The sequence below is a fragment of the Stappia sp. MMSF_3263 genome (genome assembly GCF_030733745.1).
GTDB lineage: Bacteria > Pseudomonadota > Alphaproteobacteria > Rhizobiales > Stappiaceae > Stappia.
Genome location: NZ_JASHIK010000010.1, coordinates 19,995 through 44,374 on the forward strand (window position 1 = coordinate 19,995; position 24,380 = coordinate 44,374).

General features: G+C 66.9%; 25 protein-coding genes. 16 read left to right on the forward strand and 9 right to left on the reverse strand.

The window, feature by feature from the left end:
- Positions 1-131: 131 nt before the first annotated feature.
- The 7 genes from RBB46_RS12335 to RBB46_RS12365 all read right to left on the reverse strand — a co-directional run bounded on the left by RBB46_RS12335 (position 132) and on the right by RBB46_RS12365 (position 10,683).
- Positions 132-1,517 (reverse strand): DHA2 family efflux MFS transporter permease subunit, encoded by a 1,386-nt coding sequence (locus RBB46_RS12335; RefSeq protein ID WP_306029293.1) that lies wholly within the window; start codon positions 1,515-1,517, stop codon positions 132-134.
- Positions 1,518-1,677: 160 nt separating this feature from the next.
- Positions 1,678-2,784 carry a PQQ-dependent sugar dehydrogenase gene (locus tag RBB46_RS12340; protein ID WP_306029294.1) on the reverse strand — a complete coding sequence of 369 codons (1,107 nt, stop codon included), beginning with the start codon at positions 2,782-2,784 and terminating at the stop codon, positions 1,678-1,680.
- Positions 2,785-2,960: 176 nt separating this feature from the next.
- A complete protein-coding gene (locus RBB46_RS12345) occupies positions 2,961-5,036 on the reverse strand; it encodes an elongation factor G (RefSeq protein ID WP_306029295.1) in 2,076 nt (691 codons plus the stop codon).
- Positions 5,037-5,493: 457 nt separating this feature from the next.
- Positions 5,494-6,693, reverse strand: coding sequence for a pyridoxal phosphate-dependent aminotransferase (locus RBB46_RS12350; protein ID WP_306029296.1), 1,200 nt, complete (start codon positions 6,691-6,693; stop codon positions 5,494-5,496).
- A gap of 98 nt (positions 6,694-6,791) precedes the next feature.
- A complete protein-coding gene (locus RBB46_RS12355) occupies positions 6,792-8,456 on the reverse strand; it encodes a pilus assembly protein TadG-related protein (protein WP_306029297.1) in 1,665 nt (554 codons plus the stop codon).
- A 17-nt stretch (positions 8,457-8,473) separates the two neighbouring features.
- A complete protein-coding gene (locus RBB46_RS12360; RefSeq protein ID WP_306029298.1) occupies positions 8,474-8,902 on the reverse strand; it encodes a TadE/TadG family type IV pilus assembly protein in 429 nt (142 codons plus the stop codon).
- A 665-nt stretch (positions 8,903-9,567) separates the two neighbouring features.
- Positions 9,568-10,683: a PAS domain-containing protein gene (locus RBB46_RS12365; RefSeq protein WP_306029299.1), complete on the reverse strand. Its 1,116-nt coding sequence runs from the start codon at positions 10,681-10,683 to the stop codon at positions 9,568-9,570.
- Positions 10,684-10,953: 270 nt separating this feature from the next.
- Here RBB46_RS12365 and RBB46_RS12370 point away from each other — a divergent pair, with 270 nt between their 5' ends.
- The 10 genes from RBB46_RS12370 to RBB46_RS12415 all read left to right on the forward strand — a co-directional run bounded on the left by RBB46_RS12370 (position 10,954) and on the right by RBB46_RS12415 (position 18,038).
- Positions 10,954-11,220: a hypothetical protein gene (locus RBB46_RS12370; protein ID WP_306029300.1), complete on the forward strand. Its 267-nt coding sequence runs from the start codon at positions 10,954-10,956 to the stop codon at positions 11,218-11,220.
- The gene (locus RBB46_RS12375) at positions 11,220-11,408 is read left to right on the forward strand and encodes a hypothetical protein (protein ID WP_306029301.1); all 189 of its coding nucleotides are present in this window, start codon (positions 11,220-11,222) and stop codon (positions 11,406-11,408) included. The genes RBB46_RS12370 and RBB46_RS12375 overlap by 1 nt, the downstream gene beginning before the upstream one ends.
- 268 nt (positions 11,409-11,676) lie before the next feature.
- Positions 11,677-12,087: a DUF3775 domain-containing protein gene (locus RBB46_RS12380; protein ID WP_306029302.1), complete on the forward strand. Its 411-nt coding sequence runs from the start codon at positions 11,677-11,679 to the stop codon at positions 12,085-12,087.
- Positions 12,088-12,228: 141 nt separating this feature from the next.
- Positions 12,229-12,387 carry a hypothetical protein gene (locus RBB46_RS12385; protein ID WP_306029303.1) on the forward strand — a complete coding sequence of 53 codons (159 nt, stop codon included), beginning with the start codon at positions 12,229-12,231 and terminating at the stop codon, positions 12,385-12,387.
- Positions 12,388-12,431: 44 nt separating this feature from the next.
- A complete protein-coding gene (locus RBB46_RS12390) occupies positions 12,432-13,337 on the forward strand; it encodes a DMT family transporter (RefSeq protein ID WP_306029304.1) in 906 nt (301 codons plus the stop codon).
- Positions 13,338-13,370: 33 nt separating this feature from the next.
- Complete coding sequence (locus tag RBB46_RS12395; protein ID WP_306029305.1) at positions 13,371-14,351, forward strand: heparan-alpha-glucosaminide N-acetyltransferase; 981 nt, start codon at positions 13,371-13,373, stop codon at positions 14,349-14,351.
- A 92-nt stretch (positions 14,352-14,443) separates the two neighbouring features.
- Positions 14,444-14,905, forward strand: coding sequence for a hypothetical protein (locus tag RBB46_RS12400; RefSeq protein ID WP_306029306.1), 462 nt, complete (start codon positions 14,444-14,446; stop codon positions 14,903-14,905).
- A gap of 309 nt (positions 14,906-15,214) precedes the next feature.
- Positions 15,215-16,342: an anhydro-N-acetylmuramic acid kinase gene (locus tag RBB46_RS12405; protein WP_306029307.1), complete on the forward strand. Its 1,128-nt coding sequence runs from the start codon at positions 15,215-15,217 to the stop codon at positions 16,340-16,342.
- A complete protein-coding gene (locus tag RBB46_RS12410; protein ID WP_306029308.1) occupies positions 16,339-16,770 on the forward strand; it encodes a DUF6665 family protein in 432 nt (143 codons plus the stop codon). The genes RBB46_RS12405 and RBB46_RS12410 overlap by 4 nt, the downstream gene beginning before the upstream one ends.
- Positions 16,771-17,021: 251 nt before the next feature.
- Positions 17,022-18,038: a DUF1402 family protein gene (locus tag RBB46_RS12415; RefSeq protein WP_306029309.1), complete on the forward strand. Its 1,017-nt coding sequence runs from the start codon at positions 17,022-17,024 to the stop codon at positions 18,036-18,038.
- Between the two features lie 67 nt (positions 18,039-18,105).
- Here the strand turns inward: RBB46_RS12415 and RBB46_RS12420 are convergent, their stop codons facing one another.
- Entirely contained in the window at positions 18,106-18,372 is a 267-nt protein-coding gene (locus RBB46_RS12420; RefSeq protein WP_306029310.1) for a hypothetical protein, read from the reverse strand.
- Between the two features lie 116 nt (positions 18,373-18,488).
- Complete coding sequence (locus RBB46_RS12425; RefSeq protein WP_306029311.1) at positions 18,489-19,148, reverse strand: MBL fold metallo-hydrolase; 660 nt, start codon at positions 19,146-19,148, stop codon at positions 18,489-18,491.
- A gap of 557 nt (positions 19,149-19,705) precedes the next feature.
- Here RBB46_RS12425 and RBB46_RS12430 point away from each other — a divergent pair.
- The 6 genes from RBB46_RS12430 to RBB46_RS12455 all read left to right on the forward strand — a co-directional run bounded on the left by RBB46_RS12430 (position 19,706) and on the right by RBB46_RS12455 (position 24,362).
- Entirely contained in the window at positions 19,706-20,506 is an 801-nt protein-coding gene (locus RBB46_RS12430) for a cold-shock protein (protein WP_306029312.1), read from the forward strand.
- Positions 20,507-20,704: 198 nt separating this feature from the next.
- Positions 20,705-21,226: a GNAT family N-acetyltransferase gene (locus RBB46_RS12435; protein WP_306029313.1), complete on the forward strand. Its 522-nt coding sequence runs from the start codon at positions 20,705-20,707 to the stop codon at positions 21,224-21,226.
- The gene (locus RBB46_RS12440; protein WP_306029314.1) at positions 21,223-22,080 is read left to right on the forward strand and encodes a 23S rRNA (adenine(2030)-N(6))-methyltransferase RlmJ; all 858 of its coding nucleotides are present in this window, start codon (positions 21,223-21,225) and stop codon (positions 22,078-22,080) included. Before RBB46_RS12435 ends, RBB46_RS12440 begins: the two co-directional genes overlap by 4 nt.
- An 83-nt stretch (positions 22,081-22,163) precedes the next feature.
- On the forward strand, positions 22,164-22,610 hold the full coding sequence (locus RBB46_RS12445; RefSeq protein ID WP_306029315.1) for a cytoplasmic protein: 447 nt from the start codon (positions 22,164-22,166) through the stop codon (positions 22,608-22,610).
- 11 nt (positions 22,611-22,621) lie between these two features.
- Entirely contained in the window at positions 22,622-23,293 is a 672-nt protein-coding gene (locus RBB46_RS12450) for a ribonuclease T2 (RefSeq protein WP_306029316.1), read from the forward strand.
- Positions 23,271-24,362, forward strand: a complete 1,092-nt coding sequence (locus RBB46_RS12455) for a DUF1176 domain-containing protein (RefSeq protein WP_306029317.1) — start codon at positions 23,271-23,273, stop codon at positions 24,360-24,362. The genes RBB46_RS12450 and RBB46_RS12455 overlap by 23 nt, the downstream gene beginning before the upstream one ends.
- The last annotated feature ends 18 nt before the right edge of the window (positions 24,363-24,380 follow it).

Consider the following 24,380-nt stretch of genomic DNA (forward strand, 5'->3'; position numbering starts at 1 on the left):
CGTGCCGGCCGCGGACGTCGTGGCGCCGAGCGTTGCTCCTCACCTAGCGCGCGAGACGCCTGCCGGCAAATCAAGTGCGGTTGAACGAAAGGTGCGGGCAGCGTGAAGAGCTACCGGGCAAAACGCTCCGCTCACGCCTCCCGGCGCTGACCGTGCCCGGAAGCCTCCTGCCCGGCCGCCGCCGGCAGGAAGGCAAAGACCGGCACCGAGACCAGCGCCAATGCCGCCGTGACGGCGAAGGCCACGTGGAAATTGACGAGCGCCAGCGGATCGCCGCTGAACCAGCCGCTCGCCTCCAGAACGAAACCGGCAAGCGCCACGCCGAGCGCCAGCGACACCTGCTGGAAGACGGAACTGAGGGCCGTTGCCTGGCTCGCCTCGTCATCGGCAATGCTCGTGAACATCAGACCGTTGGAGGAGGTGAACAGGAAGGAGCGGGTAAGACCGGCGCCGTAAAGCACCAGCACGAAGATCCAGACCGGCGTTCCGGGAGCGAAAGCGGCCATGGCGAAGGTCAGCAGCGCCCCACCGAGCGAGGCAATCACCAGGGCGGTGCGAAAGCCCAGCGCGGCCAGCGAGCGCTTGACGATGAACTTCATCGAGATCGCGCCAAAGGCGCCGGTGAAGGTGATCAGGCCCGACTGGAAGGCGTTGTAGCCGAACCCCGTCTGCAGCATCAAAGGGATCAGGAAGGGCATCGCGCCCGACGAGACGCGGAAGATGTTGGTGCCCAGCAAGGTCAGCCCGAAGGCCCGGTTGCGCAAAAGCCCCAGATCGAGGATCGGATGGTCCTTCGCCCGCGCGTGCACGAGATAGGCGGCAAGCGCTGCAAGCCCGGCGACGGTCGTCACCACACCGACAACGGGCGGCAGCGCCGGCAGGCTGACGACGGACAGGCCGAAGACGATGCCCGCCGCCGCGGTTCCGCTCAACAGGAAGCCCCTCCAGTCGAGCGAGGAGGTCGGCCGCCTGGCAATGTCGGGCAGGAAGATGCCGCAAAGCCAGATCCCGGCAATGCCGATCGGCACGTTGATCAGGAAGATCCAGTGCCAGGAGAAATAGGTGGTCAGGAAACCGCCGAGCGGCGGACCGGCCATCGGGCCGATGAGGCCGGGAATGGTCATCAAGGTCATCGCGTGGACAAGGTCCTTCTGCCGGAAGGTCCTGACCAGGATGAGGCGGCCGACCGGCACCATCATCGACCCGCCCATGCCTTGCAGAAAGCGCGAAAGCACGAAGGTGAGCAGCGAATTGGAGAAGGCGCAGGCGAGCGAGCCGATGACGAAGACGACGATGGCGAGGCGAAACACCCGCTTGGCGCCGAACGTGTCGGCCATCCAGCCGCTGACCGGGATGAAGACGCCGAGCGCCACCAGATAGGAGGTCAGCGCCAGCTTCAACGCGATCGGGCTGGTGCCCAGATCCGCCGCGATCACCGGCAGCGAGGTGGCGATGACGGTGGAATCCATCATCTCCATGAAGAACGCGAAAGCGATGATGAGCGGAACGGTGTTCATGATGTCCAGGGTGGGGCGCGGCAGGAGGAGGGGAAAGGGGCCGCTCCCTCTCAATAGCGCGAAAGCCCGGTGCTGCAAATGGCGTGCGGGACAAAGACACGTCCCGGGCAGCGACATGCACGCCGCCCGGGAAACCGAACCGGCTTCCAGGTCGCGCCGGTCAGGGCGCCCCGGAAATGCGATAAAGCGCGCCGTCGCCCTCGTCGGTGGAGAACCAGAGCGTCCCGTCGGGCCCGTTGCGCAAGGTGCGGATGCGCCCGTACTCGCCGGCAACGAGCTGTTCTTCGGTGACGACCTCGCCGTTCTCCACCTCGAGCCGGGAGATCAGTTGGTCCTTCAGCGCGCCGACGAAGAGGTTGCCGCGCCATTGCGGCACGGCATTGCCCGTGTAGAAGGCCATCCCGGACGGGGCGATCGACGGATCCCAGTAGTGGACCGGCTGCTCGTAGCCCTCCGCCGTTGTGCCGACACCGATCCTCAGGCCCGAATAGTGGCGGCCATAGGAGATGACCGGCCAGCCGTAATTCCTGCCGGCTTGCGGAATGTTGATCTCGTCGCCGCCGCGCGCGCCGTGCTCGACGGTCCAAAGCCGCCCGGTCGAGGGCTCGATCGCCGCGCCCTGGATGTTGCGGTGGCCGGTCGACCAGATCTCGGGCAACGCCCCGAAACCGTCCGCATAGGGATTGTCGGCCGGGATCGAGCCGTCGGCGGCGACCCGCAGGACGGATCCGGCATGATCCTTCGGGTCCTGGGCGCGGTCGGCATCCCCCCGGTCGCCGAGTGTCACGAAAACCGTGCCATCGGGCGCCGGCACGATGCGCGAGCCGAAATGGCGGCCGTTCCCGGTCTTCTTCTCCATCCGTGCGATGACCGTGACATCGACCAGCCTTGCGGCATCGCCCTCGCGCAGCAGCCTGGCCGTCGCCGCGGCGGTGCCGGCGCCGCCCGGTCCACGCTCGGAGAAGGTGAGATAGATCCGACCGCTCGCCGCGAAGTCCGGAGCGACGACAAGATCGAGCAAGCCCCCCTGCCCCGAGGCATAGACCCTTGGAACGCCTGAAACCTCGATGCGGCGCTCGCCGGCGGCGGAGACAAGCCACATGCGCCCCTCGACCTCGTTGACCAGCAGCGAGCCGTCGGGGAGGAAATCGAAGCCCCAGGGATAGGAGAGGTCCGCGACGGCGCGGGTGACCGTGAACCGGACATCGCCGGCCGTATGAACCGTTTGCGCCGATACCGGACCAAGGATCGCGGCCGTCAACGCCATGGCGCCGGCGACATTCGAAAAAACAACTGAAAGAACTGCTCGCAAGGGAACCCTCCCGCCTGATCCGGTCTCATGACCAGCCCCCGCCTATAGCTAGGGAGCAGGCCGGCGAGGTCCAGACGGGAAGCGATCGGGGATGGTGCGGCAGGTTCCGCACCATCCCCTGTCCGTGCGTCTCACGCCGCCTGACGGCCGTGGCGGGCGAGCACCGCCTCGGCCGGCTTGCCGGTCAGTTCCGACAAGTGGTCGAAACGGCTGACATAGGTGGCGACGCCGGCGGTGGCCGAACGCAGCTCGACGATCAGCCCGCCGATCTCGGTCTCCGGCATCAAGGCCTGCACCTCGTCCCAGCCGGCCCAGCCCGGACGGGCATCGAAGCCCAGTAGCTGCCCCCGCCGGCTGGAGACGATGGCGTTGATGCGTGCCGTCGCATCGCTCGGGCAGGCAATGGTGACGTGGTGGATCGGCTCGAGCAGCACCGGCTTGCACTGCGGCAGCCCCTCGCGCATCGCCTGGATCGCCGCCATGCGGAACGCCTGGTCGGAGGAATCGACGCTGTGATAGGAGCCGTCGGTCAGGGTCACCGCGATGTCGACGGTGGGAAAGCCGAGCGTGCCGGTTCGCAAGGCCTCTTCCACGCCGGCACGCACGGAGGCGATATACTGCTTGGGGATCACCCCGCCCGTGATCGTGTCGTTGAAGACGAAGCCCTCGCCGCGCGGCATCGGCCTTATGTCGATGGCCACATCGCCGAACTGGCCATGGCCGCCCGACTGCTTCTTGTGGCGTGCCCTCACCGATGTCGACCCGCGGATCGTCTCGCGATAGGGAATGGTGGAATCCGCCGTTTCCACCGTCAGTCCGTATTTGCCGGTCAGCCGCTCCAGCGCAACGCGCAGATGCATCTCGCCCTGCCCCTCGATCCGCGTCTCGCCGCTATCCTGGCTCTGGGTGACGACAAGCGCCGGGTCCTCCTCGGCCAGCTTGGCAAGTGCCGCCGACAGCTTCACCTCGTCGCGCCGCTCGCTCGGCGAGACGGCAAGGCCGAGCACCGGCGGTGGCATCACGAGCGGCGCGAGCTGGGGCGCGGACGCAGTGGCACCGAGCGTATCGCCCGTACGCACCCCGTCGAGCTTGCCCAGACCGACCGTATCGCCGGCTTGCGCCGGCCCGCGCTTGTTCGCCTGCTGGCCCATCAGCTTGTAGAAACCGGATATCCGTACCGGCTCGCCGTCCGGCCGGGTCAGCGTGTCCGCGTCCGACAGGGTGCCGCAGATGAGCCGCGCCAGCGACAGCTTGCCCGCATGCAGCGTGTGGACGGTCTTGAGCACCTGGACAAGCGTGCCGCCATCCTCGGAGAGCCCCAGCCTGGCGCGGGTCTCGGCAATCCCAGGCGCGTCATGACGCAGAGCCTTCATCAGCCGTCCGATGCCGTTGCCATGTTCGGCCGAGCCGAACAGCACCGGGCAGATCAGACCGTCGCGCAACTCGCTGCCGATGTCATCGAAAACCCTGTCGCGCTCCGGGGCAATGTCCTCCAGCAGCGATTCCATCAGGACGTCGTCATGGTCGGCCAGCGTCTCCAGCATGGAAAAGCGCGCCTCGACCTCGCGCGCCATTGCCTCGTCGGGGATCTCGATCACCTGGCTTGCCGCGTGCTCGCGGTAGACATAACCGCGCTCCAGCGCCAGGTCGATGAAGCCGGTGGCGATGCCGTCCTTCCAGATCGGGATCTGGCGCATGACCAGCGGCACGGCCGAGGCCGGCTGCAGCATGGCCAGCACGTCGCGCAGCCGCATGGAAGCCTTGTCGATCTTGTTCAGGAACAGGATGCGGGGAATGCCGCGATCCTCAAGCTGCTTGAGAATGACCTGAAGCGCGGCCACCTTCTTTTCGTCCGCCTCGGCAACCACGACGGCAAGGTCGATGCCGGCAAGCACGCCCGCGGTCTCGCCCAGGAAGTCGATGGAGCCGGGACAATCGAGGAAAACGAAACGGTCGCCGAGATACTCGGTCTCGGCCATGTTGAGTTCGACGCTCATGGAGTGGGCGCGCGCCTCCGGGGCGGCATCGCCGACCGTGTTGCCGGCGGTCACCGCGCCCTGCCGCGAAATGGCCCCCGTGCGGGCGAGCAACGCTTCCAGCAGCGATGTCTTTCCGCTGCCGAAGGGCCCGAAGATCCCGATGCACCGGGGCCCCGTATCTCTGCCGGCTGGGGTGCCGACGCTCCCGTTTGTCCTGTTGTCGCCCATGCTCAAGTCTCCTTCCCCATCAGGTCCTGGAAAGGACCGGTTGTCGTAGAAGGAACCGGGCGCGGCTCTGACCGGACGGCGCCGCGCACCAGCACCGCCGCCCGCCAGACACGGGCGGACGCTCATCGTCGCGCCGATGAGGCGGCGAACGCAAGGGAAACCTGTGCTGCGCTGCGTTACGGACTGGGGCGCTGCGATGCGCGCCGACCAGCTTCTGGCGACTGCGGGGCCTCCGCGCCTGCCGCAACCGGCCGCGAGCCGTCGCACCTGCCGGGGTTGCCAATGGATCCTGCTCTCCGCTTCGCTCCGGCTGGGATGACCGCCGAGAGAGAGGCAAGGCCGGCGTGACATCGGCAGGGCGGCGGGATGGGATCCGGGAACGAGGCAAATACAAAGGCCCGGCGGATCGCTCCGCCGGGCCTTGTCGCTCCATCCACGCCGAACCGGCGCGGGCGGGTTATTTCAGGTTGCCGCAGAAGCGCTGGATGCGCGTGCAGGCTTCCTCGAGCGCCTCGGTCGAGGTCGCGTAGGAAATGCGGAAGTTGGGGCCAAGACCGAAGGCCGATCCCTGAACGACGGCAACGCCCTCGGTTTCCAGCAGCTCGGTGACGAAATCCTCGTCGGTCTCGATCACCTTGCCCGACGGCGCGGTCCTGCCGAGCGTGCCGGCGCAGGACGGGAAGACGTAGAAGGCGCCTTCCGGCACCGGGCAGGAGAGGCCCTTCGCCTGGTTCAGCATCGAAACGACCAGATCGCGACGCGACTTGAACACCTCGTTGTTGGCCGGGATGAAGTCCTGCGGGCCGTTCAGCGCCTCGACCGCCGCCCACTGGGCGATGGAACTGGGGTTGGAGGTAGACTGCGACTGGACCTTGGCCATCGCCTTGATCAGTTCGGCCGGGCCGCCGGCATAGCCGATGCGCCAGCCGGTCATGGCATAGGCCTTGGAGACGCCATTCACCGTCAGCGTGCGATCGTGGAGCTTCGGCTCGACCTGCGCCGGGGTGGTGAACTCGAAACCGTCATAGACGAGATGCTCGTACATGTCGTCGGACATGATCCACACATGCGGATGGCGCATCAGGACATCGGTCAGGCCCTTCAGCTCCGCGCGCGTATAGGCCGCGCCGGACGGGTTGGAGGGCGAGTTGAAGATCAGCCACTTGGTCTTCGGCGTGATCGCCGCCTCGAGCGCCTCCGGGGTGATCTTGAAGGTCGACTTGTCGGCCTCCACGATCACCGGCTCGCCGCCGGCGAGCAGCACCATGTCCGGATAGCTGACCCAGTAGGGCGTCGGCACGATGACCTCGTCGCCCGGATTGATGGTCGCCACCAGGGCGTTGTAGAGCACCTGCTTGCCGCCGGTGCCCACGCTGATCTGCGAGGGCTCGTAGGAAAGACCGTTCTCGCGCTTGAACTTGGCACAGATCGCCGCCTTCAGTTCGGGAATGCCGTCGACGGCCGTGTATTTCGTCTTGCCCTCGTTGATCGCCGCGATGGCGGCCGCCTTGACGTTCTCGGGAGTGTCGAAATCGGGCTCGCCCGCGCCAAGGCCGATGACATCGCGTCCGGCGGCCTTGAGTTCGCGTGCCTTGTTGGTCACGGCAATGGTGGCGGAGGGTTTGACGCGCGCCAGTGCGTCGGCGATGAAGCCCATGATGCTCTCCCGGTGAGGCAGGTGGTTGCAGGCGCGCGGAGACTACTTCCCGCGCTCCCGCCACGCAAGGGAGATGGCGAGCCGTCCGCGCAAGCCGTCTAACCAGCGAGGACGCCGCCGCCGCAACGGATGCCGTGGACCCGCACATCCGCCTCGCCCAGATGCAGGCCGAGCGTCGTCAGCAGCCCGTGCACGGCGGCATCGAGCGGATCGGCGACATTGCCCAGCACGCTGCCGACCGTGTCGGCGATCGGACCGGGCAGGGACAGGCCGAGCGACAGCAGCTTCACCTCGACATCGAGATCCGACAGCAGGCTGGAGACCAGCGAGCCGGCGATCGAGTTGGTGCTGGTACGCTTCACCGTGCCGCGCTCGACGTCGCGCGCGGTGAAGACAAGCCGCGTGCCAAGCGAATTGCCGACATCGATATGCGCCTTGCCGGTGACCTTGACCAGCGGCGCGTCGACGATGCGCGCGGGAGAAAGGCGCGGCGTGGTGCCGAAATCGGACAGGTCGCCGCCGCCGAGTTCGCCGATCCAGGCCTCCGTGATCCCCGGCCGGGCAACGACCGCCGCGCGCGACGACCCGCCATAGGGGCAGGAAACGGAGGCAAGGCTCGCCTCGCCATAGGCAAGGTCGACAACAAGCGGCAGCCGCAGGCGGACATTGGCGAGCGCACCGGCGCCGCCTACCTCCGCCACGAGACGCAGTCGCGTCTGCGCGGTGCGCACCTTCGCAGCTTTCGGTCCGACGGCGATCATGGCGCTGTGGCGCGGCATCTCGCCAATGGCAAGATCGACGGTGAGCGACAGCAGGCCCGGCACCTCTGCGCCCAGATCGAGCTTCACCTGGCGCGCGCCGTTGGCAAGCACGAGCGAGGAACCGAGGATCTGCATGGCCGAGACCTGCGCGTCGAGCCCCGGCGCCGGATCGTCGATGGCAAGCATCGCGAAGGGGCCGAGATCGAACAGCGAGGCAAGCGGCACCTCGCCGTCGAGCCCGCCCGAGGCCAGCAGGCGCTTCAACGCCAGTTCCGCCGCCGTGTCGCCGTTGCCGGCGGCGATCTTCGCCATCGCGGCGACGAGATCGCCGGTTGTCACCGACGCGTCGAGCACGTCCTGGAAGGTGCCCGCCTTCAGGTCGATCTCGCTCGCCACCGCCTGGATCGTCTGCGCGATCTGCACATCGGCCGAGGCCAGCCCCTGATAGTCCATGACATTGAGATTGACCGTGGTCCCCAGCATTTTGCCGAGGAGTTCGTTGGCAACGCCGTCGCGCAGCGCGAGCAGCCGTGTACCGATGGAGAACGAGGCCATCTCTGCATTGGCGGCCAGCGCCGAGACCCCGATAGTGGCCGTCTGGGAGGAGAACACCTTGGCGAAATAGACTCGGCCCGGCTTGCTCAGGTCGACCCTGACCGCGTTGAACGGCTGCAGGTTGGGCCGGAAGCGGCGCGTGTGATCGAGCGCCGTGTCCTGGACGTAGTTGCCGCGGATGACGGTGAAGTCGGCCTCGACGCCGTTCGCTTGGAGCGTCGCGGCGACGGCGGCTTCCGCGCGGGAGATATCGGAGGCGCCGGCAACGGCGGCCAGATCGGCCGTTCCCTGCAGGGTCCGCCGCTCCAGGAACAGCGAGCCGACATCGACGGCAAGGGCCAGCGCCCCGACGATCACGGCAAAGAAGAAGGCCGTGACCATCGCGACCGATCCATTCCGGTCGCGGGCAAGGGAAACGAGGAGTCTGCGCGGTTCTTTGCTGTACATGACGTGTCCTCCTCGCCTCAATAGCCGCCGCGCTTGACGACGGCGGCGCGCGCGATCGTCTGGCTCGGCAAGGGAAGGATGGGGCCGATCGCCCAGATCGGCAGGCTGCTGGCGTCATAGAAGACGGCAACGCGGAACTGGGTGGCGTCGGTGGCGACAGGCCCCGCCTCGACGCTCACATGGCTCACGTCGAGAAGGGCATATTGCCGGGCATTCTCGGTGACGTGGCGATTGGCGATCTGGACCCTCTCGGGATCCGAAAGACCAGCGATGGAGGCCCGGGCCGCATCCGCAGCGAGCTGCTGAACACTGTGCGTCGCACCGAAATAAATGCCGTAGGCGATGATCCCGAGCATCACCAGCACGAAGACCGGCAACACGAGGGCGAATTCAACAGCCGAGGCGCCGGATTTTTCCCGCAGGAAGCGGTCGATCAACTTGCGCATGCAATGGCTCCTTCCTCAAGGAAGGGCGCGAAGCTTGCGGGTCGTGCCGCATGGATATCAAGTCAAGCCCGAAAATGAAAAATTGAACAAGGACACTGACACGACATCGTATTACTCCGGATTTATCTTCCGGAAATCTTCTGGCACAACTTGTCTTCACGCCATACAGACGATAATAGTCCGATTATCGCGCTAAAATTGTGTAAACTTTGCTTTTGATTAACAAGTGTTAAACGATTTATTTTATCAGAAACAGGAAATCTGCCTGGAAATATTTTCATTTCAAAAACAAGAATATACCTTTGGTTGCACTGTAAAAAATACGAATTTTCGAACATTCGCTTCTAATGAAAAAAATCATCTGAAACTTTGTTTTTGACGCGGATTGCGGAAAAAATTGCATCCCTTGCCCCTGGTGCGCAGGCCCGGCGCCTGATCCTCCATGTCGCGCCTCTCCCCGCGGCCCGCAAATGGGCCCCTTCGGCAGTCACGCATGTCAGCGGCAAACGACAACAGGCCGGCGAGCGGCTCCGGTTCTCGGGCCACTCGCCGACCTGTCTCGACGATCACGATGGGAAATGCGGGGTTTGCGAAAATGTGCCGGGTTCGGCAACGCGCCGCGTGGGAGGTCCCGCGCGCCCTCGCCCCCCGGAGCTGTCCTGACCCTAGTGCTTGCTCTCGATCAGCAGGTAATGGGTGGTGCCCGCGTCAATAACCGTCGCGCGCATGCGCTTGCTGCGCGACACGCCGTCGAAGCCGCTGACCGTCGCCTGCAGCGGCGTGTTGCCGCCTTTGCGGGCATGCTCGATCAGACTGAGGAACGTCTTGGGATGCAGCATGGTCTCGGTGATCGGCGCCGATTCCATCAGCTGCTCGGTCACCGCGAAGGTCTTGCGCGCCGCATGATTGGCGGAGATCAGCATTCGCGTCTTGATGTCGACCACCAGCATCGGCGCATGCACGCAGTTGAAGATCTGCTGGAAGTCGATGCCGCTCTCCTTGACCTTGGAAGCGGAGAAGACGACGCCGCCAAGCCCGGCCGAGACCCGGAACGGGATCAGGTCGAAATCCAGTGTCATCGAATCGCCGCTCGCCAGGAAGAAGCGCTTGCTGCCGTCCATCGGCGCGCGCCGCGCCAGCGTCGTCAGGACGACCGAAGTCAGGGTCTTGCCGACGCGGTTGGGAATGTGGGCGATGTTGCGCCCGATGCACAGCGAGGGATCGGAAATGTTGAACAGCTTGTAGAGCGCGTCATTGGCGTAGCGCAGATAGCCGAAACTATCACAAACAAGCACCGCCTTCTCGCTGTCCTCGACGAGATGACGGATCAGCGGCGCGACCCCGCGCACCGCCGTGCCGTTGGCCTCGTCCTCGACCTCCGAGCCCGAGACGGCGACGACGAAGGTGCGCCCGCCCTCGGCCTGGTAGCGCATTGCCACCAGCGACAGCCCGGCGCCAAGGTCGTCGCCGCCGAGTTCGACCGGACCGGCCGCGCCGTTCTTCACGGCGAGCTGGATCAGGCTGAGGATCTGCTTCTGGTCGTTCTGCGCCATGTGGCGCATCGCCGTCGACAGCGACGCGTCGTTGAGGCCCGAGCGGTGCTCGAAATCAAGCGACCGCGGCTCCAGCCACACGACCCGCTTCGCCTGGATGTCGACCATGAAGAAGGACAGGCCCGCCACCGACATCGCCGGCGTGCCGCCGTCACTGGCAACGGGCTGGCTGACCGTTTCCGTATCCGCCGGCACCGGGTGCCGCTCAGCCTTCTCCATTGCGTCCATTTTTCGTTTTCCGGTTCTCGCCAGACGCCCGGGATCGCCCCTGGCGGTCAGCCCAAATGCTGCGTTGTCCCAACCTTCGCGCAAAGCTCCTGCGATTCAGTAAAAGCGGTCACAGAAATTCGCATGCTCCGCATTCATAATTGCGCAGGCTCCTGCCTTGCTTCCGCCGCGAAATGACACAGGAAGTGCCCGATTGGCGGCCTCAGGCAGCCCATATCGACGGTCATCTTCACAGCATCGAAATTGCACGAAGCCCCCGGAGTACCAGTCATGCGTTCCACAAGCTCCACACGCCGTTCGCGTTTCGGCAAGTCCGTCCGCGCGGTGGCGATCGCCGCCATCGGCTCGGTCCCCGCCGTGCTGATCGCCTCGAGCGCCCGCGCCGCCAACACGACCGCCGCCGACGAATGGACCATCGGCCTGCTGGCCGTTGCCTTCGGCTCGATGCTGATCGTCCTGACCCTGCTGGGCAGCCGCATGACGCAGAGCCTGCGCGCCAGCCTGCGCCAGCGCGACACCACCGGGAGGCAGATGTGATGCGTCGCGGCACGTTCGACACGCTCGGCGCCTCGCGGCGCGCGGAAGACGAGCGCGCGGCCATGTTCCTGGCCGTCGCCGTCGCCGTCGGCCTGCTTTTCGCAGGCTCGCTGACCATGTTCGGCGGCCCGCTCACCGAAACGATCCGCGATCTCGGCCCGCAGGCAATGTCCGCCGATCAGCGCTGACCGGTCTTGTCGGCTCGCAAGCGCCGGGCCGGTCCACTTTTCGAGTGCGCCTCGCCGTCCCCTTCCGCTTTCCTCCCCCACTGGCATTCGCATCGGTCCGAGCGTAGGCTCGCGAGACGGTGGTTTCCGTGATCCCGCGCCCGGATGTCTTCCTTGCGTTGCATCAACGCGGCCGGCTCGGGGAGGCGCCACTGTCGTGATGTCAGGCATGCCGGCGGAAACAAGAAGCGGATCAGGGAGCCGGCCCCGCGAGGCGGAGTTTCGAACGATGGCGGTCGACCTCACACTTTCTCCGGCGACGATCCGGATGTTTGTCCAGAAGGCCCGGGCGGCAGCAGCTGCCAATGACGGGGGTTACGAAACCGGCAACGATCACGAGATCGAGTTCGACAATGACAGCCTGGAGGACACCCATGCCCATGACGGGCTGGCAGAGGAAGAATCGGACGACCTCTCCGCCGAGGAACTGCTGGAGCTGATCGAGGACCTCAATGTCGACGAGGCCGCGGAACTGGTCGCGCTGGTCTGGATCGGACGTGGCGACTACGATGGCGAGGAACTGGACCAGGCCATAGAGGAGGCCCGCGACCGGGCCTTGCGCTCCACCGCCAACTACCTGATCGGCATGCCGCTTTTCGCCGACCACCTCGAGGCGGGGCTGGAAGCGCTCGACCTCTAGTCGCGTCTTCTTTTCCACAGGCTGAGGACGCTGCGTCACTTTCCTTGGGATAAGTGCGAAGGGTGACGACGCGACGCTTTACAGTTTGTTAACCATACCGCTTGAATTCTCTGGTCGCGAGGGGATTGGCGGAGACGACGCATGAGCTTCACGAACCAGGCACCGACGAACGATCTGGCCGCTGGCCTGTCCGACACGATTGCCGTCCAGAAGACCTCCCCCTGGCCCATCGCCCTGCGCGTGACCATCGCGGCCTTGGTCCTCACCCTCGTTTTCTGCTTCGCTTTCCCGAACGGCTGACGCCGCTGCTTGCAGGCACCCCCGGTTTCGGATAGCGGGTGCCCATGAGCCGCCTTCTCGCCAACACGCTGCTGCTTCTCGCCGCCCTCTTCTGGGGGTCCGCCTTCGTTGCGCAAGCGACGGCGATGGCGCACCTGGGACCGCTGACCTTCACAGGCATCCGCTTCCTGATCGCCGCCGCCGCCGTCCTGCCTTTCGCCCTCGCGGAGGGCCGCAGGAACCCTGAAAATCCGCTGACCGCCGGCATGGTCCTGCGCTTCACCGGCCTCGGCCTCGTCTTCTTTGCGGCAATCACCCTGCAGCAGGTTGGCCTGCTGACCACCACGGTGACCAATGCCGGTTTCCTGACCGGCATCTATGTGGTGCTGACGCCGCTACTCGCGCTCGTGGTGTTTCGCGAAAGGCCGCATGCCGTCGCCTGGCCCGCCTCGCTGGTGACGCTCGCAGGCATCTGGCTGCTCAGCGGCGGCGATCTGAAAGCGCTTGGGACCGGCGATCTGCTGATGATCGTGTGCGCGCTCTTCTGGGCGCTTCATGTCGGCCTTATCGGCGGGCTTGCGGCCACAAGCGGCCGCCCTCTGGCGTTGTCCTGCTGGCAGTTCGTCGTGGTCGGCACCGCCGCGTTGGTGCCCGGCCTGCTGCTTGAACCGGTCACGCTCTCGGCTTTGTGGGCGGCTGCTCCCGAGCTCTTCTACACAAGCCTGATCTCCGGCGGCCTCGCCTTCACGCTGCAGGCCATCGGGCAGCGCTGGACGCGGGCCGCCGATGCCGCCATCCTGCTGTCGTCCGAGGCCTTGTTCGCGGCCCTGTTCGGGGCGCTGCTCCTGGGCGAAAGGCTTGACGCCGCCGGCCTGGCCGGCTGCCTGCTGATCTTCCTCGCAATCATCGCGGTGCAACTCGTGCCGATGATCTCGTGGAACCGGTGGCGCCTGCGCCCCAACCGGGTCTGACCGGAAACCAGCCGACAACGGAGTGTCTGCGGCATGGCGATGACAAGCGAAGCGGATGCGCAGCAGCCGCGGGGGCGGATCGACGCCCTCGACGTCGCGCGCGGCATCGCGCTGGCGACCATGGCCGTCTACCACCTGTCCTGGGACATGAAATGGTTCGGCGTGGTCGACTGGCCGGTCGATTCCCACCCCGCCTGGCGGGGTTTCGCAATCGCCATCGCCGGCAGCTTCCTGTTTCTCGTCGGCATCGGCCTGGCGCTGGCCCATCACGACGGCCTGCGCATCAGTCCCGCCCTGCGCCGCGCGGCACGCATCGCGCTCGCCGCGGCCGCCATCAGCCTTGCCACCTATTTCGCGCTTGGCGAGCAATATGTCCGCTTCGGCATCCTGCACGCCATCGCCGCCGGCTCGCTGGCAGCGCTACCCTTCGTGCGCCTGCCGGTGGTTGCCACCGCGCTCGCCGCAGCGCTTGCCGCCGCGCTGCCGCTCCTCGTTTCGCTCGACTTTGCCGGCGACGGCTGGCTCGCCTGGACCGGGCTTGTCGCGCGGCCACCCTTGTCGGTCGACTACGTGCCGCTGTTTCCCTGGCTGGCCGCGATCCTTGCCGGCATCATCGCGGGCAGGATCGCGATCGCGCGCGGCGTTCCCGCAAGGTTGCGCCAATGGCGGACGAAGGGGAGGACAAGCCGGACGCTGGCCCTTGCCGGTCGCCATTCGCTGCTGGTCTATCTCGCGCACCAGCCGCTCCTGTTCGGCGCGGTCTGGCTGGCGGTAACCGCCGGCCTGACCCCGGACCGCACCAGCACCGCCTTTGTGGAGCAGTGCACCGCCACCTGCAGCTTGTCGGGCGAAGCCTCCGGATGCGAGGCGGCCTGCGCCTGCACCTTGCGCTCGCTACGCTCGGACGGCATCTGGCAGGACCTGCTGGAGCGTCCGGACGATGCCGAACTCAGCGCCGCGCTGAACGACCGCTACGGCCAGTGCCGCAGCCGCTTCGACCTCGGTGCGGACTGACGAGCGCGCGGAACGTGACGCGCGTCACTGCCCGCACCGCCCGGGCACGGCAATGTCGTGCTACAGTGTCGAGGTCCGGGGGAGACGATCACATGGGAAACCACAAGACCATTGCCATCAGCAGGTTGACGGGCACGGCCCTTCGCCCGCTTGCCGCCGGCGCGTTGATGCTCGGCACGCTCGCCGCGATACCGGCGCCGGCCGCCGCCGAAAGCTGCTGGATGCACAACGGGTCGGTGATGCGCCTGCAGGCAACGGGCGATCGCCGCTGGTTCTCCTACGACAATCCCCGCCCGCAATTGCGCAGGGCCGGCGTCACACCCGGCACCGTGCTGTTCGAAGGCGTCAAGCGCGGCAACTGGTACGAGGGAACGGCGCGGGTCTTCTCCCGACACTGCCCCGGCCAACCGCAAGTCTATTCAGTGGCCGGCCCGGTGCGCCCCGACCAGCTTCAGGTGACGGTGTCCGGCACCCGCAACATCAACCGGCAGTGCCACCCCACCGATGCGGTCACGACCGACACGCTGATCTTCACCTACAGCCACCAATGCTAGGGTCAGGACTCATTAGAATGGCGTTCGATATGACGAGAGATGCCAGGAGAAGCTCGAAGAGCGGGGTTGACACCCCGGTCGAGAGCTTTGGCGCCGCTGATCGCCGTCAGATCGGACGTCCTTCGGATCGGGCGAATTTGCACGGGCGTCAGCGTCGCAAGACCTTGAAAGGCTTCAGCCTTCCTGCGGTCTTGCTTCTCGCATCCGCACAAATTCGCTCCGACCATGTCCGCCAATTTAACGGGTCCTGACCCTAGTGCGTAGCCGCATCGCGGCGCTATCCATGAACCCCGGGGAGACCACGCCCAGATGACACCCGCCTGGGCCATTGGCCTGATGACCGGCACCGTCCTCGACGGCAATATCGACATCGCCCTGCTGCGAACCGACGGCGAGGAAATCGCCGAGTTCGGAGCCTGGACGCTCGCCCCCTATCCGCAAGACCTGCGCCCACTTCTCGTCGAGACGCTGGCGACGGCGGCCGACTGGGCGTTCGAGGGCGACGAGCCCGCGATCTTCGCCAGGGCCGAGGCCCGCGTCACCCAGGCGCAGTCCGAGGCCGTCGCGAATTTCCTGGAGGAGATCGGCCTGCCCCGCCACGAAGTTGCAGCCATCGGGTTCCACGGCCAGACGGTGCTGCACCGGGCGCCGTCGCAAGGGCGCAAGGGCCGTACCCGCCAGCTTGGCGACGGCGGTGCCATGGCAAGCCGGCTGGGCATCGCGGTCGTCAACGACTTCCGCAGCGCCGACATGGAGGCCGGCGGACAGGGCGCGCCGCTTTCGGCGATCTACCACGCCGCGCTGCTCCGCCGGGCGGAAGCGGGACCGGAGACCGCCGTTCTCAATCTCGGTGGGGTCGCCAACGTCACATGGGTGGACGACAGGGGCCTTCCCCATGCCTTCGACACGGGACCAGCCAATGCGCCGCTCAATGACTGGATCGGCCGGCACGGGCTCGGCGAGATTGACCGCGACGGCCGCATCGCCGCAACGGGCAAGGTCGACGAGGACCGCCTGGCGCGTTTGCTCGACCACCCGTATCTGTCCGCGCCCTATCCCAGGTCGCTCGACCGCAACGATTTCACCTCCGCCATGGCCGATGGGCTTACAGCCGAGGACGGTGCCGCAACCCTGACCGCCTTCACAGCCGGCGCCGTCGGCCGCGCGCTCAATGTCCTGCCGCAGCGCCCCGCCCGCCTCGTCCTGTGCGGCGGCGGGCGCCACAATCCGGTGATGCGGCAGGAAATAGCGGCACGCGCCGGGATCGAGGTCCTGCTTGCAGAGGACCTCGGCTGGCGCGGCGATGCGATCGAGGCCGAATGCTTCGCGCTGCTGGCCATGCGCACCCTGCGCGGCCTGCCGATCAGCTTTCCCACCAGCACCGGCGTCGCCCGGCCGATTACCGGCGGTGTCCAGCACCCGCCGGTGCGCGCGTGAGCGCGAGGCCCGCCATGTCGCTCCGCTCGCCAGAGATTTTCCGCCCCCGCAGCGACGATCCGCTCGGCGAAGCGCTGCGGCAGGAGGAGGCGGCCGAGAAGATCGCCACCCTCGTCCGGCTGAACAAGGTGCTGGAAAGCGCGCTGGCGTTGCTGCGTCGCTGCGGCGAACGCTTCCATGCCGCCTCCCCGGACGAGGTCGAGGCGCTGCGCGCGCGCTGGCGACGGCGCCACGCGGAGGCCGGCGAGGCTCTCTGGCACAGCATTATCCAGCGCGAGCTCTGCGGCCTTCGCCGGCATGACGGTTTCCTCAGGGAACTCGCCGTCCCGCGCTCGGTGCACCTGTTGATGGGGCCGGCCGCCACCGCCGCCGACCCGCCGGACCCTCCCGCCCCTTCCGAAGCCGGCACCTCGGTACAGACCCGATGAACCGCCGGCCGACACCGTTTCGCTCAGCCCCCGCACCCGACAAGACAAGCGACCTTTCCCGCATGAAATCCATTCGTTCCAGGCTTTCCCGCACCCGCCCCTCCACATGCGCCGCCGACCCCGCCCATTGGCGCGGAGACGGACGCAACGCGCAAAGATTTGTTCAGCCTGTGGGCCGGCCGTCCTTCCCAACGCACCGCCCCCCGGTATATGCAAGGGACGAGGCGGACGAGCGGCGGCTAGATGCGGTAATGACACGACCAACGATTTTTGCGCGGCGCGCGCGCGCGGCTTTGCGCGCACTCGCGGCAACGCTCCTGCTGGCCCTCCCCCTGGACATCGCCCCGCTTGCCGGGATCCCCTCGTTCGTGAGCGGCGCGGCGGCGGCAAGCACCGTCCCCTCCGGCAACCGTAACGCCCGACAGCCGCGCATCCCCTTCGCATCCGCCCGTCGCACGGCGGCAAGCAACTCCGCCTATGACGCGAAATTCGACCGGATCATCGGCGTGCTGCGCCGGGATTCACGCCTGATCCGCGACATCAAGCGCGTCGCCGGCCTCTATGGCATCGATCCGGTCCACATGCTCGGCGCGATCATCGGCGAGCACACCTACAACTACGACAGTCTCGACAGCGCCCAGTCCTACTATGTGAAGGCGCTGAGCTATGCAGGCGTGCGCATGGAGTTCTCGCTTGGCGGCGAGCATGTCGAGGATTTCGTCAAGCGACCGCAATTCAGCCGCTGCAACAACGGCCGCCAGGACACCAACACGCTGTGGAACTGCTACCAGCGGGTCTGGAACGCCTCGTTCCGCGGCAAGCGGATCGACGGAGACCGGTTTCCCGACAAGACCTTCAACGAAGCCTTCTTCCAGCCGCTTTTCGCCGGCCAGAGCTTCGGGCTTGGCCAGTTGTCGCCGCTGACGGTGCTGATGATGAGCGACAAGGTGGCCCGCACGAGCGGCTTTTCGAAACTGTCCGCCAGGAACGAGCAGGAAATCTACCGCGCGGCGATGGATCCGGGAAAGTCGCTGCACTACATGGCCGCGATCCTGCGCGACGCCATCGATGCCTACAAGTCGGTGGGGCGGGTCGACATCTCGAAGAACCCGGGCCTGACGGCCACGCTCTACAACCTGGGAGATCCCTGGGCGCGGGCCTCGGACTTTCGCCGGCGGAGGGCGGCGGGCGCCCAGACATGGCCGGCGGAGAACTATTACGGCTGGCTGGTGAACGACAAGCTCGAGGTCATCAAGAGCCTGCTGTGACCGGTGGTGGCGGTTCGCCCGCCACCATCCGCTCGGGAAGGTGCCGCGTGTCGCGACGCACCGGACGTCATTCCATCCAGCAGACTTCCTTCATCACATAGACCTTGGCGCCGGTATAGGGGTCGCGCACCGGCGTCGGCATCACGTTGCAGACCTTGTAGCGGGTCAGCGTCGGGCCGTGGCCGCCGCGGATATAGGGACCGCCGCGCATGTCCTGCTCCTTCAGCCGGTCCAGCCGCATCTGACGGCTCATGTTGTCCTCGACCGCGAGGGCGCCGGTGGTCATCGTGGCGGCCATCGCCGCAGCCAGGGCAATTCGCATCATCTTGCGCATGGGTCTTGTCCTTATCCTCAGGCTGGAACCGTTCCGGCCATCTGCAAGGACCTTAACGCCGCAACTGGCCGTGAAGCCGTGACGCGCGTCACGCAGCGTCCGTTTGCCCCCCGCGCCTATTTGAGGAACGGATTGGTCTGCCGTTCATGGCCGATGGTCGAGGCCGGACCATGGCCGGGCAGGAAGGTGACATCGTCGCCCAGCGGCAGCATCTTGTCGCGAATCGAGGCGATCAGCGTCTCGTGATTGCCGCCGGGAAGATCGGTCCGCCCGACGGATCCGGCAAACAGCACGTCACCGGAAATCGCGAAACGCAGCTCCTTGTCGAAGAAGACCAGATGGCCCGGTGCATGGCCGGGGCAATGCAGCACCTGGAAGCTGCGACCGGCCATGGTCAGTTCATCACCTTCGGCGAGCCACTGGTCTGGCTCGACCGCCCGCACCCCGTCGACGCCGAACTGGCGCGCCTGGTCCTCCACCCGGGCGATCAGCTCGCGATCCGCCTCGTGCGGTCCGATCACCGGGACCTCCAGCGCCTCCGCCAGATCGGCAGCACCGCCCACATGGTCGATATGCCCGTGCGTCAGGACGATTTTCTCGACCTTGACCTCATGCTCGCGCAGCGCGGCAAGGATACGCTCCACATCGCCGCCGGGATCGATCACCGCCCCGGCCTTCGTCACCCTGTCGAAGACGATCGAGCAATTCTGCTGGAACGCCGTCACCGGCACGATGACAATCTGGATCGGCGGCTCCATGCCTTCTGGCTCGCTCATGACGTCTCCTGTTGCTGTGGCCGGCCGGCCGCATCCCGCCCCCTGGCGGCAGACGCGCCTGATCACCCGGGGGAAGTTGCAAGGCTGGCAAAAATTCCGTTTCCCTCGTAGCCCGGCGGACGCGCCGCTGGCAACCGTCCGCCGCCCGCCCGGCCAAGGCTCCTGTCAATTCGCACAGGGACGGATCGGCGCTTTCACCAAAATGCTTCGAAAAACACGACAGGGTGTCGCTTTCTCCGGGTTTTCCTTGCCCGAAAGCCCCCTCAGACCGTATGATATCACCGCGGTTGGCAGGGCTGGAGCGGTGCATGGTTGCCGAAGAGCGTGAGTTCGGGTGGTTCGGCGACAGGCAGGTCAGGCGACAGGCAGGTCATCGGAAACTGTCATGCGACACGAATTGCGCGCCTCTCCGCCAAGGGTGGCGTGCAATCGCGTGCGGGTGACAACCGCGGTTGAAGCCTGACGGCGCAGGGCAAGAGCACAAAGGTCCCTGTGCGTCAGAAGAGTGTGATCGGCGAGCCCGGCGGACCAGCAGGCTCATACAAGGTGATTTGGACATGGATGACTGGCGTTCGGACAACCGTCGGCAAGGCAGACGGCGCGGCGGTTCGAAGGACTATGGCGGGGACGCGGACGAATTCGGCGCTGGTTCCGATCACGGAAAGCGCAACAAACCGGAACGCGGTGGCCGTCGCGACAATTTCGGTGAACCCGCCTGGGGCGGCCCGGACGGCGGCGAGCCGGGGTTTCCTCCGGACAGCCAGTTTGGTGGCGGCGACCGCTTCGGCGGCGGCGATCGCGGTCCCTCGCGCTCCTTTGGCGACCGCGGCCCGGACAACCGGCGTGAGGGCGGTGGCCCGCGCGGCGGCGGTTACGGCGGTCCCCCGCGCGAAGGCGGCGGCTACGGCGCTCCGCGTGGCGGCGGCTATGGCGGCGGCGGTTCGCGTGAAGGCGGCGGCAGTTATGGCGGCCCCCCGCGTGAAGGCGGCGGCTACGGCGCTCCGCGCGGTGGTGGCTATGGCGGTGGCGGTCCCCGTGAAGGCGGTGGCGGCTATGGAGCACCCCGTGGTGGCGGTGACGCCGATCGCGGCCCCCGGCGCAGCGGCCCGCCGGCCGAGCGTGGCCCGCGGCAGCTTGGCACGGTGAAGTTCTTCAAGGCCGACAAGGGCTTCGGCTTCATCATGCCGGACAATGGCGATGCCGACGTTTTCGTCCATATCTCGGCAGTCGAGCGATCCGGCCTGACCAGTCTGGAAAGCGACCAGCGCGTCTCCTTCGAGACCGAGCCGGACCGGCATGGCAAGGGCCCCAAGGCCGTCGAGCTGAAGATCGAGGAAGGCGGCGAGCAGCCGGAGTAACTCCCGGCGCACGCCCCCGCGGTCACCGTTCGAACATTCCGGCCGGGCCATGTGCCGGCCGGACAGGGCGCATCACGGCCAGCATATCGCGGCGGCGGTTCCGGCAAGGAGCCGCCGCCTCCCTTTTTCCCGCCGCCGGCAAGGCCCTTCCCCGGGGCCAGCGAGAGCGGCGCGGCATGGAACGCGTCACGAACCACGATGATCGATATCCGTCCCTTCCTGCCCGCTGATGTCGGGGCAGCCCGCCGCGTCAATGAAGCCAGTCTTCCCGCCGTCAACAGCCTGAGCGAGGCCGAACTGCTCGCGCTCGCGGCGATGAGCGTGCACACGCTGGTCGCGGTTCGCGACGAGGACCTTGTCGGCCTGCTCGTCTGCCTCGATCAGGGCGCCGACTATGACAGCCGCAATTTTGCATGGCTGAAGAACAATCTCGGCCGTTTCGCCTATGTCGACCGCATCGCGCTGGCGCCGGAGGCACGCGGATCCGGGATCGGGCAGTTGTTCTATCGCGATCTGATCGCGCGGCTTGCCGCCGAGCCGGCACGCGCCGCCGCGCCGCTGGCCTGCGAGGTCAACACCAGGCCGCCTAACCCCGGCTCGCTGCGCTTCCACCAAAGGCTCGGCTTTGCCGAAATCGGCACGCAGGATCTCGGCGACAAGGCCGTCGTCTATCTGTCCCGGTCGCTCGCGGCCACCGCAACGGGGAGCGCAAACCGGTGAACTACCGCCACGCCTTTCACGCCGGCAACATCGGCGATGTCCTCAAGCATGCGACGCTCGCGCGCATCCTCACCTATCTCAAGGAAAAACCCTCCGCCTTCCGGGTGATCGACACCCATGGGGGTCTTGGCCTCTACGACCTCACCAAGGGCGAGGCCCAGCGCACCGGCGAATGGCGGCAGGGCATTGCCCGGGTGCTCGACGCGCAGCGTCCGCCCCAGGTCGAGGCGCTGCTGGCGCCGTGGCTCGACGTTGTGGCAAGCGTCAACGAGGGCGCCCGCAAGCTCGAGCGCTACCCCGGCTCGCCACTGCTCGCGCGCAAGCTGATGCGCGAGCAGGACCGGCTCACGGTAACCGAGATGCATCCGCTCGACGCGGTGAAGCTCGCCGAGCTCTTCGACGGCGACTATCAGACCAAGGCAATCGAGCTTGACGGCTGGAACGCGTTGCGCGGCTTCGTCCCGCCGAAGGAAAAGCGCGGCCTGATCGTCGTCGACCCGGCCTTCGAGGAGACCGACGAGTTCGAGCAACTCGCCTCCGGCCTCTACAAGGCGTGGCGCCGCTTTGGCACCGGCGTCTACATGGCCTGGTACCCGATCAAGGACCGCAAGCTGGTCAAGCGCTTCTACGACGCCATGTCGGTGTCCGGTATCACCCGCATCATGGTCGCCGAGCATTTTGCGGGCCGGGCCACTGCCGACAAGCCGATGATGGGCAGCGGACTGATCATGATCAACGCGCCGTGGACGCTGAAGGGCGAGTTGGAAACCATCCTTCCCTGGCTGACAACGGTCCTGCAGCAGGGGCGCGGCGCCGAGTGGCGGGTGTTCGACCTGACCGGCGAAACCGCGTGACGGCGATCCCCGCGCCAAGGCTTGACCGTGACGGCGCGCTGCCGCATCGTCCCCCTGTCCGCACCGGCTGAGGAGTCGCCCGCATGCCTGCCCTTCACCGCCGCGCCCTGCGCGCCATCACCTGCGCTGCGGCCTTCGCCGGCTTCTGCATTTCCGCACAGGCGCAGGATCGCCCCTATTTCTCCTGGAACGGCGAACCGCGCATCCCCGCCTGCGAGGAAGCGGCGGTTCAGCGCGCGGTCATCGGCCATGTGGCGCGGGCCGACGCCGTCTATTCGGGCGGCATCACCATCCGCGAGATGCACCGCATCGTCGAGACGGGCTACAGCGTCGACCGGCCGAGCCCCTATGCCCGCCGCTTCTGCGAGGCGCGGGCGATGATGAGCGACGGCCGCCAGCGCCGCGTCTATTATGCCATCACCGAGCACAGCAGTTTTGTCGGCCTGTCCTGGGGTCTTGAGGCTTGCGTCGCCGGCATCGACCCATGGCGGGTCTATGACGCGCGCTGCCGCACCGCGCGCTCCTATTGACGAGAGCATTGATGCCAAGGCTATGGGCATTCGCGGGACGGCTTGCCGCCGGCCTTGTCGCCGCCGTGCTGCTGGTTGCCCTTGCCGTTGACGCGCGCGCCGAACGCCCCGGCACCTTCGACTATTACGTGCTATCGCTCTCCTGGTCGCCCTCCTATTGCGCCCGCGCCGGACGCAATGCCGACCCGACCCAGTGCCGCGCCGCCAAGCCCTTCCGCTTCATCGTCCATGGCCTGTGGCCTCAATACGAGAACGGCTACCCGGACTTCTGCGAGGCCTCGGGACCGCGCGATCCCGACTATAGGACGATCGAGAAGACACTCGACATCATGCCGAGCCGGGGCCTCGTCCGGCATCAATGGCGCAAGCATGGCAGTTGCAGCGGGCTTGCCCCGGACGCCTATTTCGCCCTTGCCCGCCGCGCTTTTTCGAAGATCCGCATCCCGGCTGCCTTCGCCACCACCGAAAGCGGCGGACGGGTGGCGCCCGACGCCGTCGAGACGGCTTTCCGCCTCGCCAATCCGGGCCTGCGCGACAATGCCATGGCCGTCATGTGCGAACAGGGACGGCTGAGCGAAGTGCGCATCTGCCTGACGCGCGATCTGGAATTCCGCTCCTGCCGGTCCGTCGACCGAAGGGGCTGCAGACAAGGGCAGATCCATGTTCCCGCTCCCGGACGCTGACAGGCTCCTCCTCCAGGGTGCGGCGCGCCGGATCCCGGCCCTGCTTGCCGCCGGCCTTCTGGCCTTTTGCCTTCAGGCATTCGGCCCTGCCACATCCAGCGCGCATGCCGAAACCTTTGGCGACTGGCAGCTGGACTGCACCTCCCCCGACCCGTGCCAACTGACGACGACGGGGGTCGAGGAGCAGAGCGGCCAGCCGCTCTACACGCTGGCGCTGCGCGCGGGCAAGACGGCACTGTCGCTGTCGTTCAGCGCCGGCCGCGCCCGTCCCGACGACGCCCGCGCAATGCAATGGGAGGTGGACGGGACACTGGTGCATGTGCTGCGCCCCGAGGAATTCGCCCCCTTCGGAGATATCGCGCATCTCTATCTCACTGACGCGGCGGCGGCCGAGCGCCTGTTCACCGCGCTCAAGGGCGGGGCACGGCTGCGTGTCTCCTATCTCGATGCGGTCGCCGACGCCCATGACGCGGTCTTCTCGCTTTCCGGGCTGAGCGCCGGGCTCAAGGCGCTCGGCGAGAGGGCAGAGGGCATCGACACCGCCCGGCTGGCGGCGCCCGACACCCTCGCCGCCCTTGCAAGGCCGAGCCGCCGGGAGATCGTCACCGCGCTCGGCATCCCCTACGCGGTGCTGGAGCGGCACGCTCGCACGAGCGACTGCGAGAGCACCGACAGCACCTCGATCGCCGGCGCGAATGTGCCTGTCGGCGTGCTCGGCAACGCCGCGACGCTCTACGCCATTCCCTGCACGGTCTCGGGCAATGCGGTCACCTACCGCCTGTACATGCGCGATTCGGGAGAAATCGGCGGCATCGAGACCCTCGCCTTCGCCCTGCACGACCCGCGGTTCGGCTGGGTCGGCACGGACCTCCTGACCGGCGTTGCCTACGACCATGACCGCAGCCTGCTGACGGCGGAGCATGTCGGTCGCTCGGACCGCGTCTGTGGCTACCGCGCCACGTGGCGCTGGCAGGACTATGCCTTTGTTCTGGAGCGTTTCGAGGGGCCGACCGATTGCCGAAATGCCGGAAATCCGGGTCGATGGACGCAGGTCTACCCGCTCAGATAGGCCGCATGCCGGCACCGG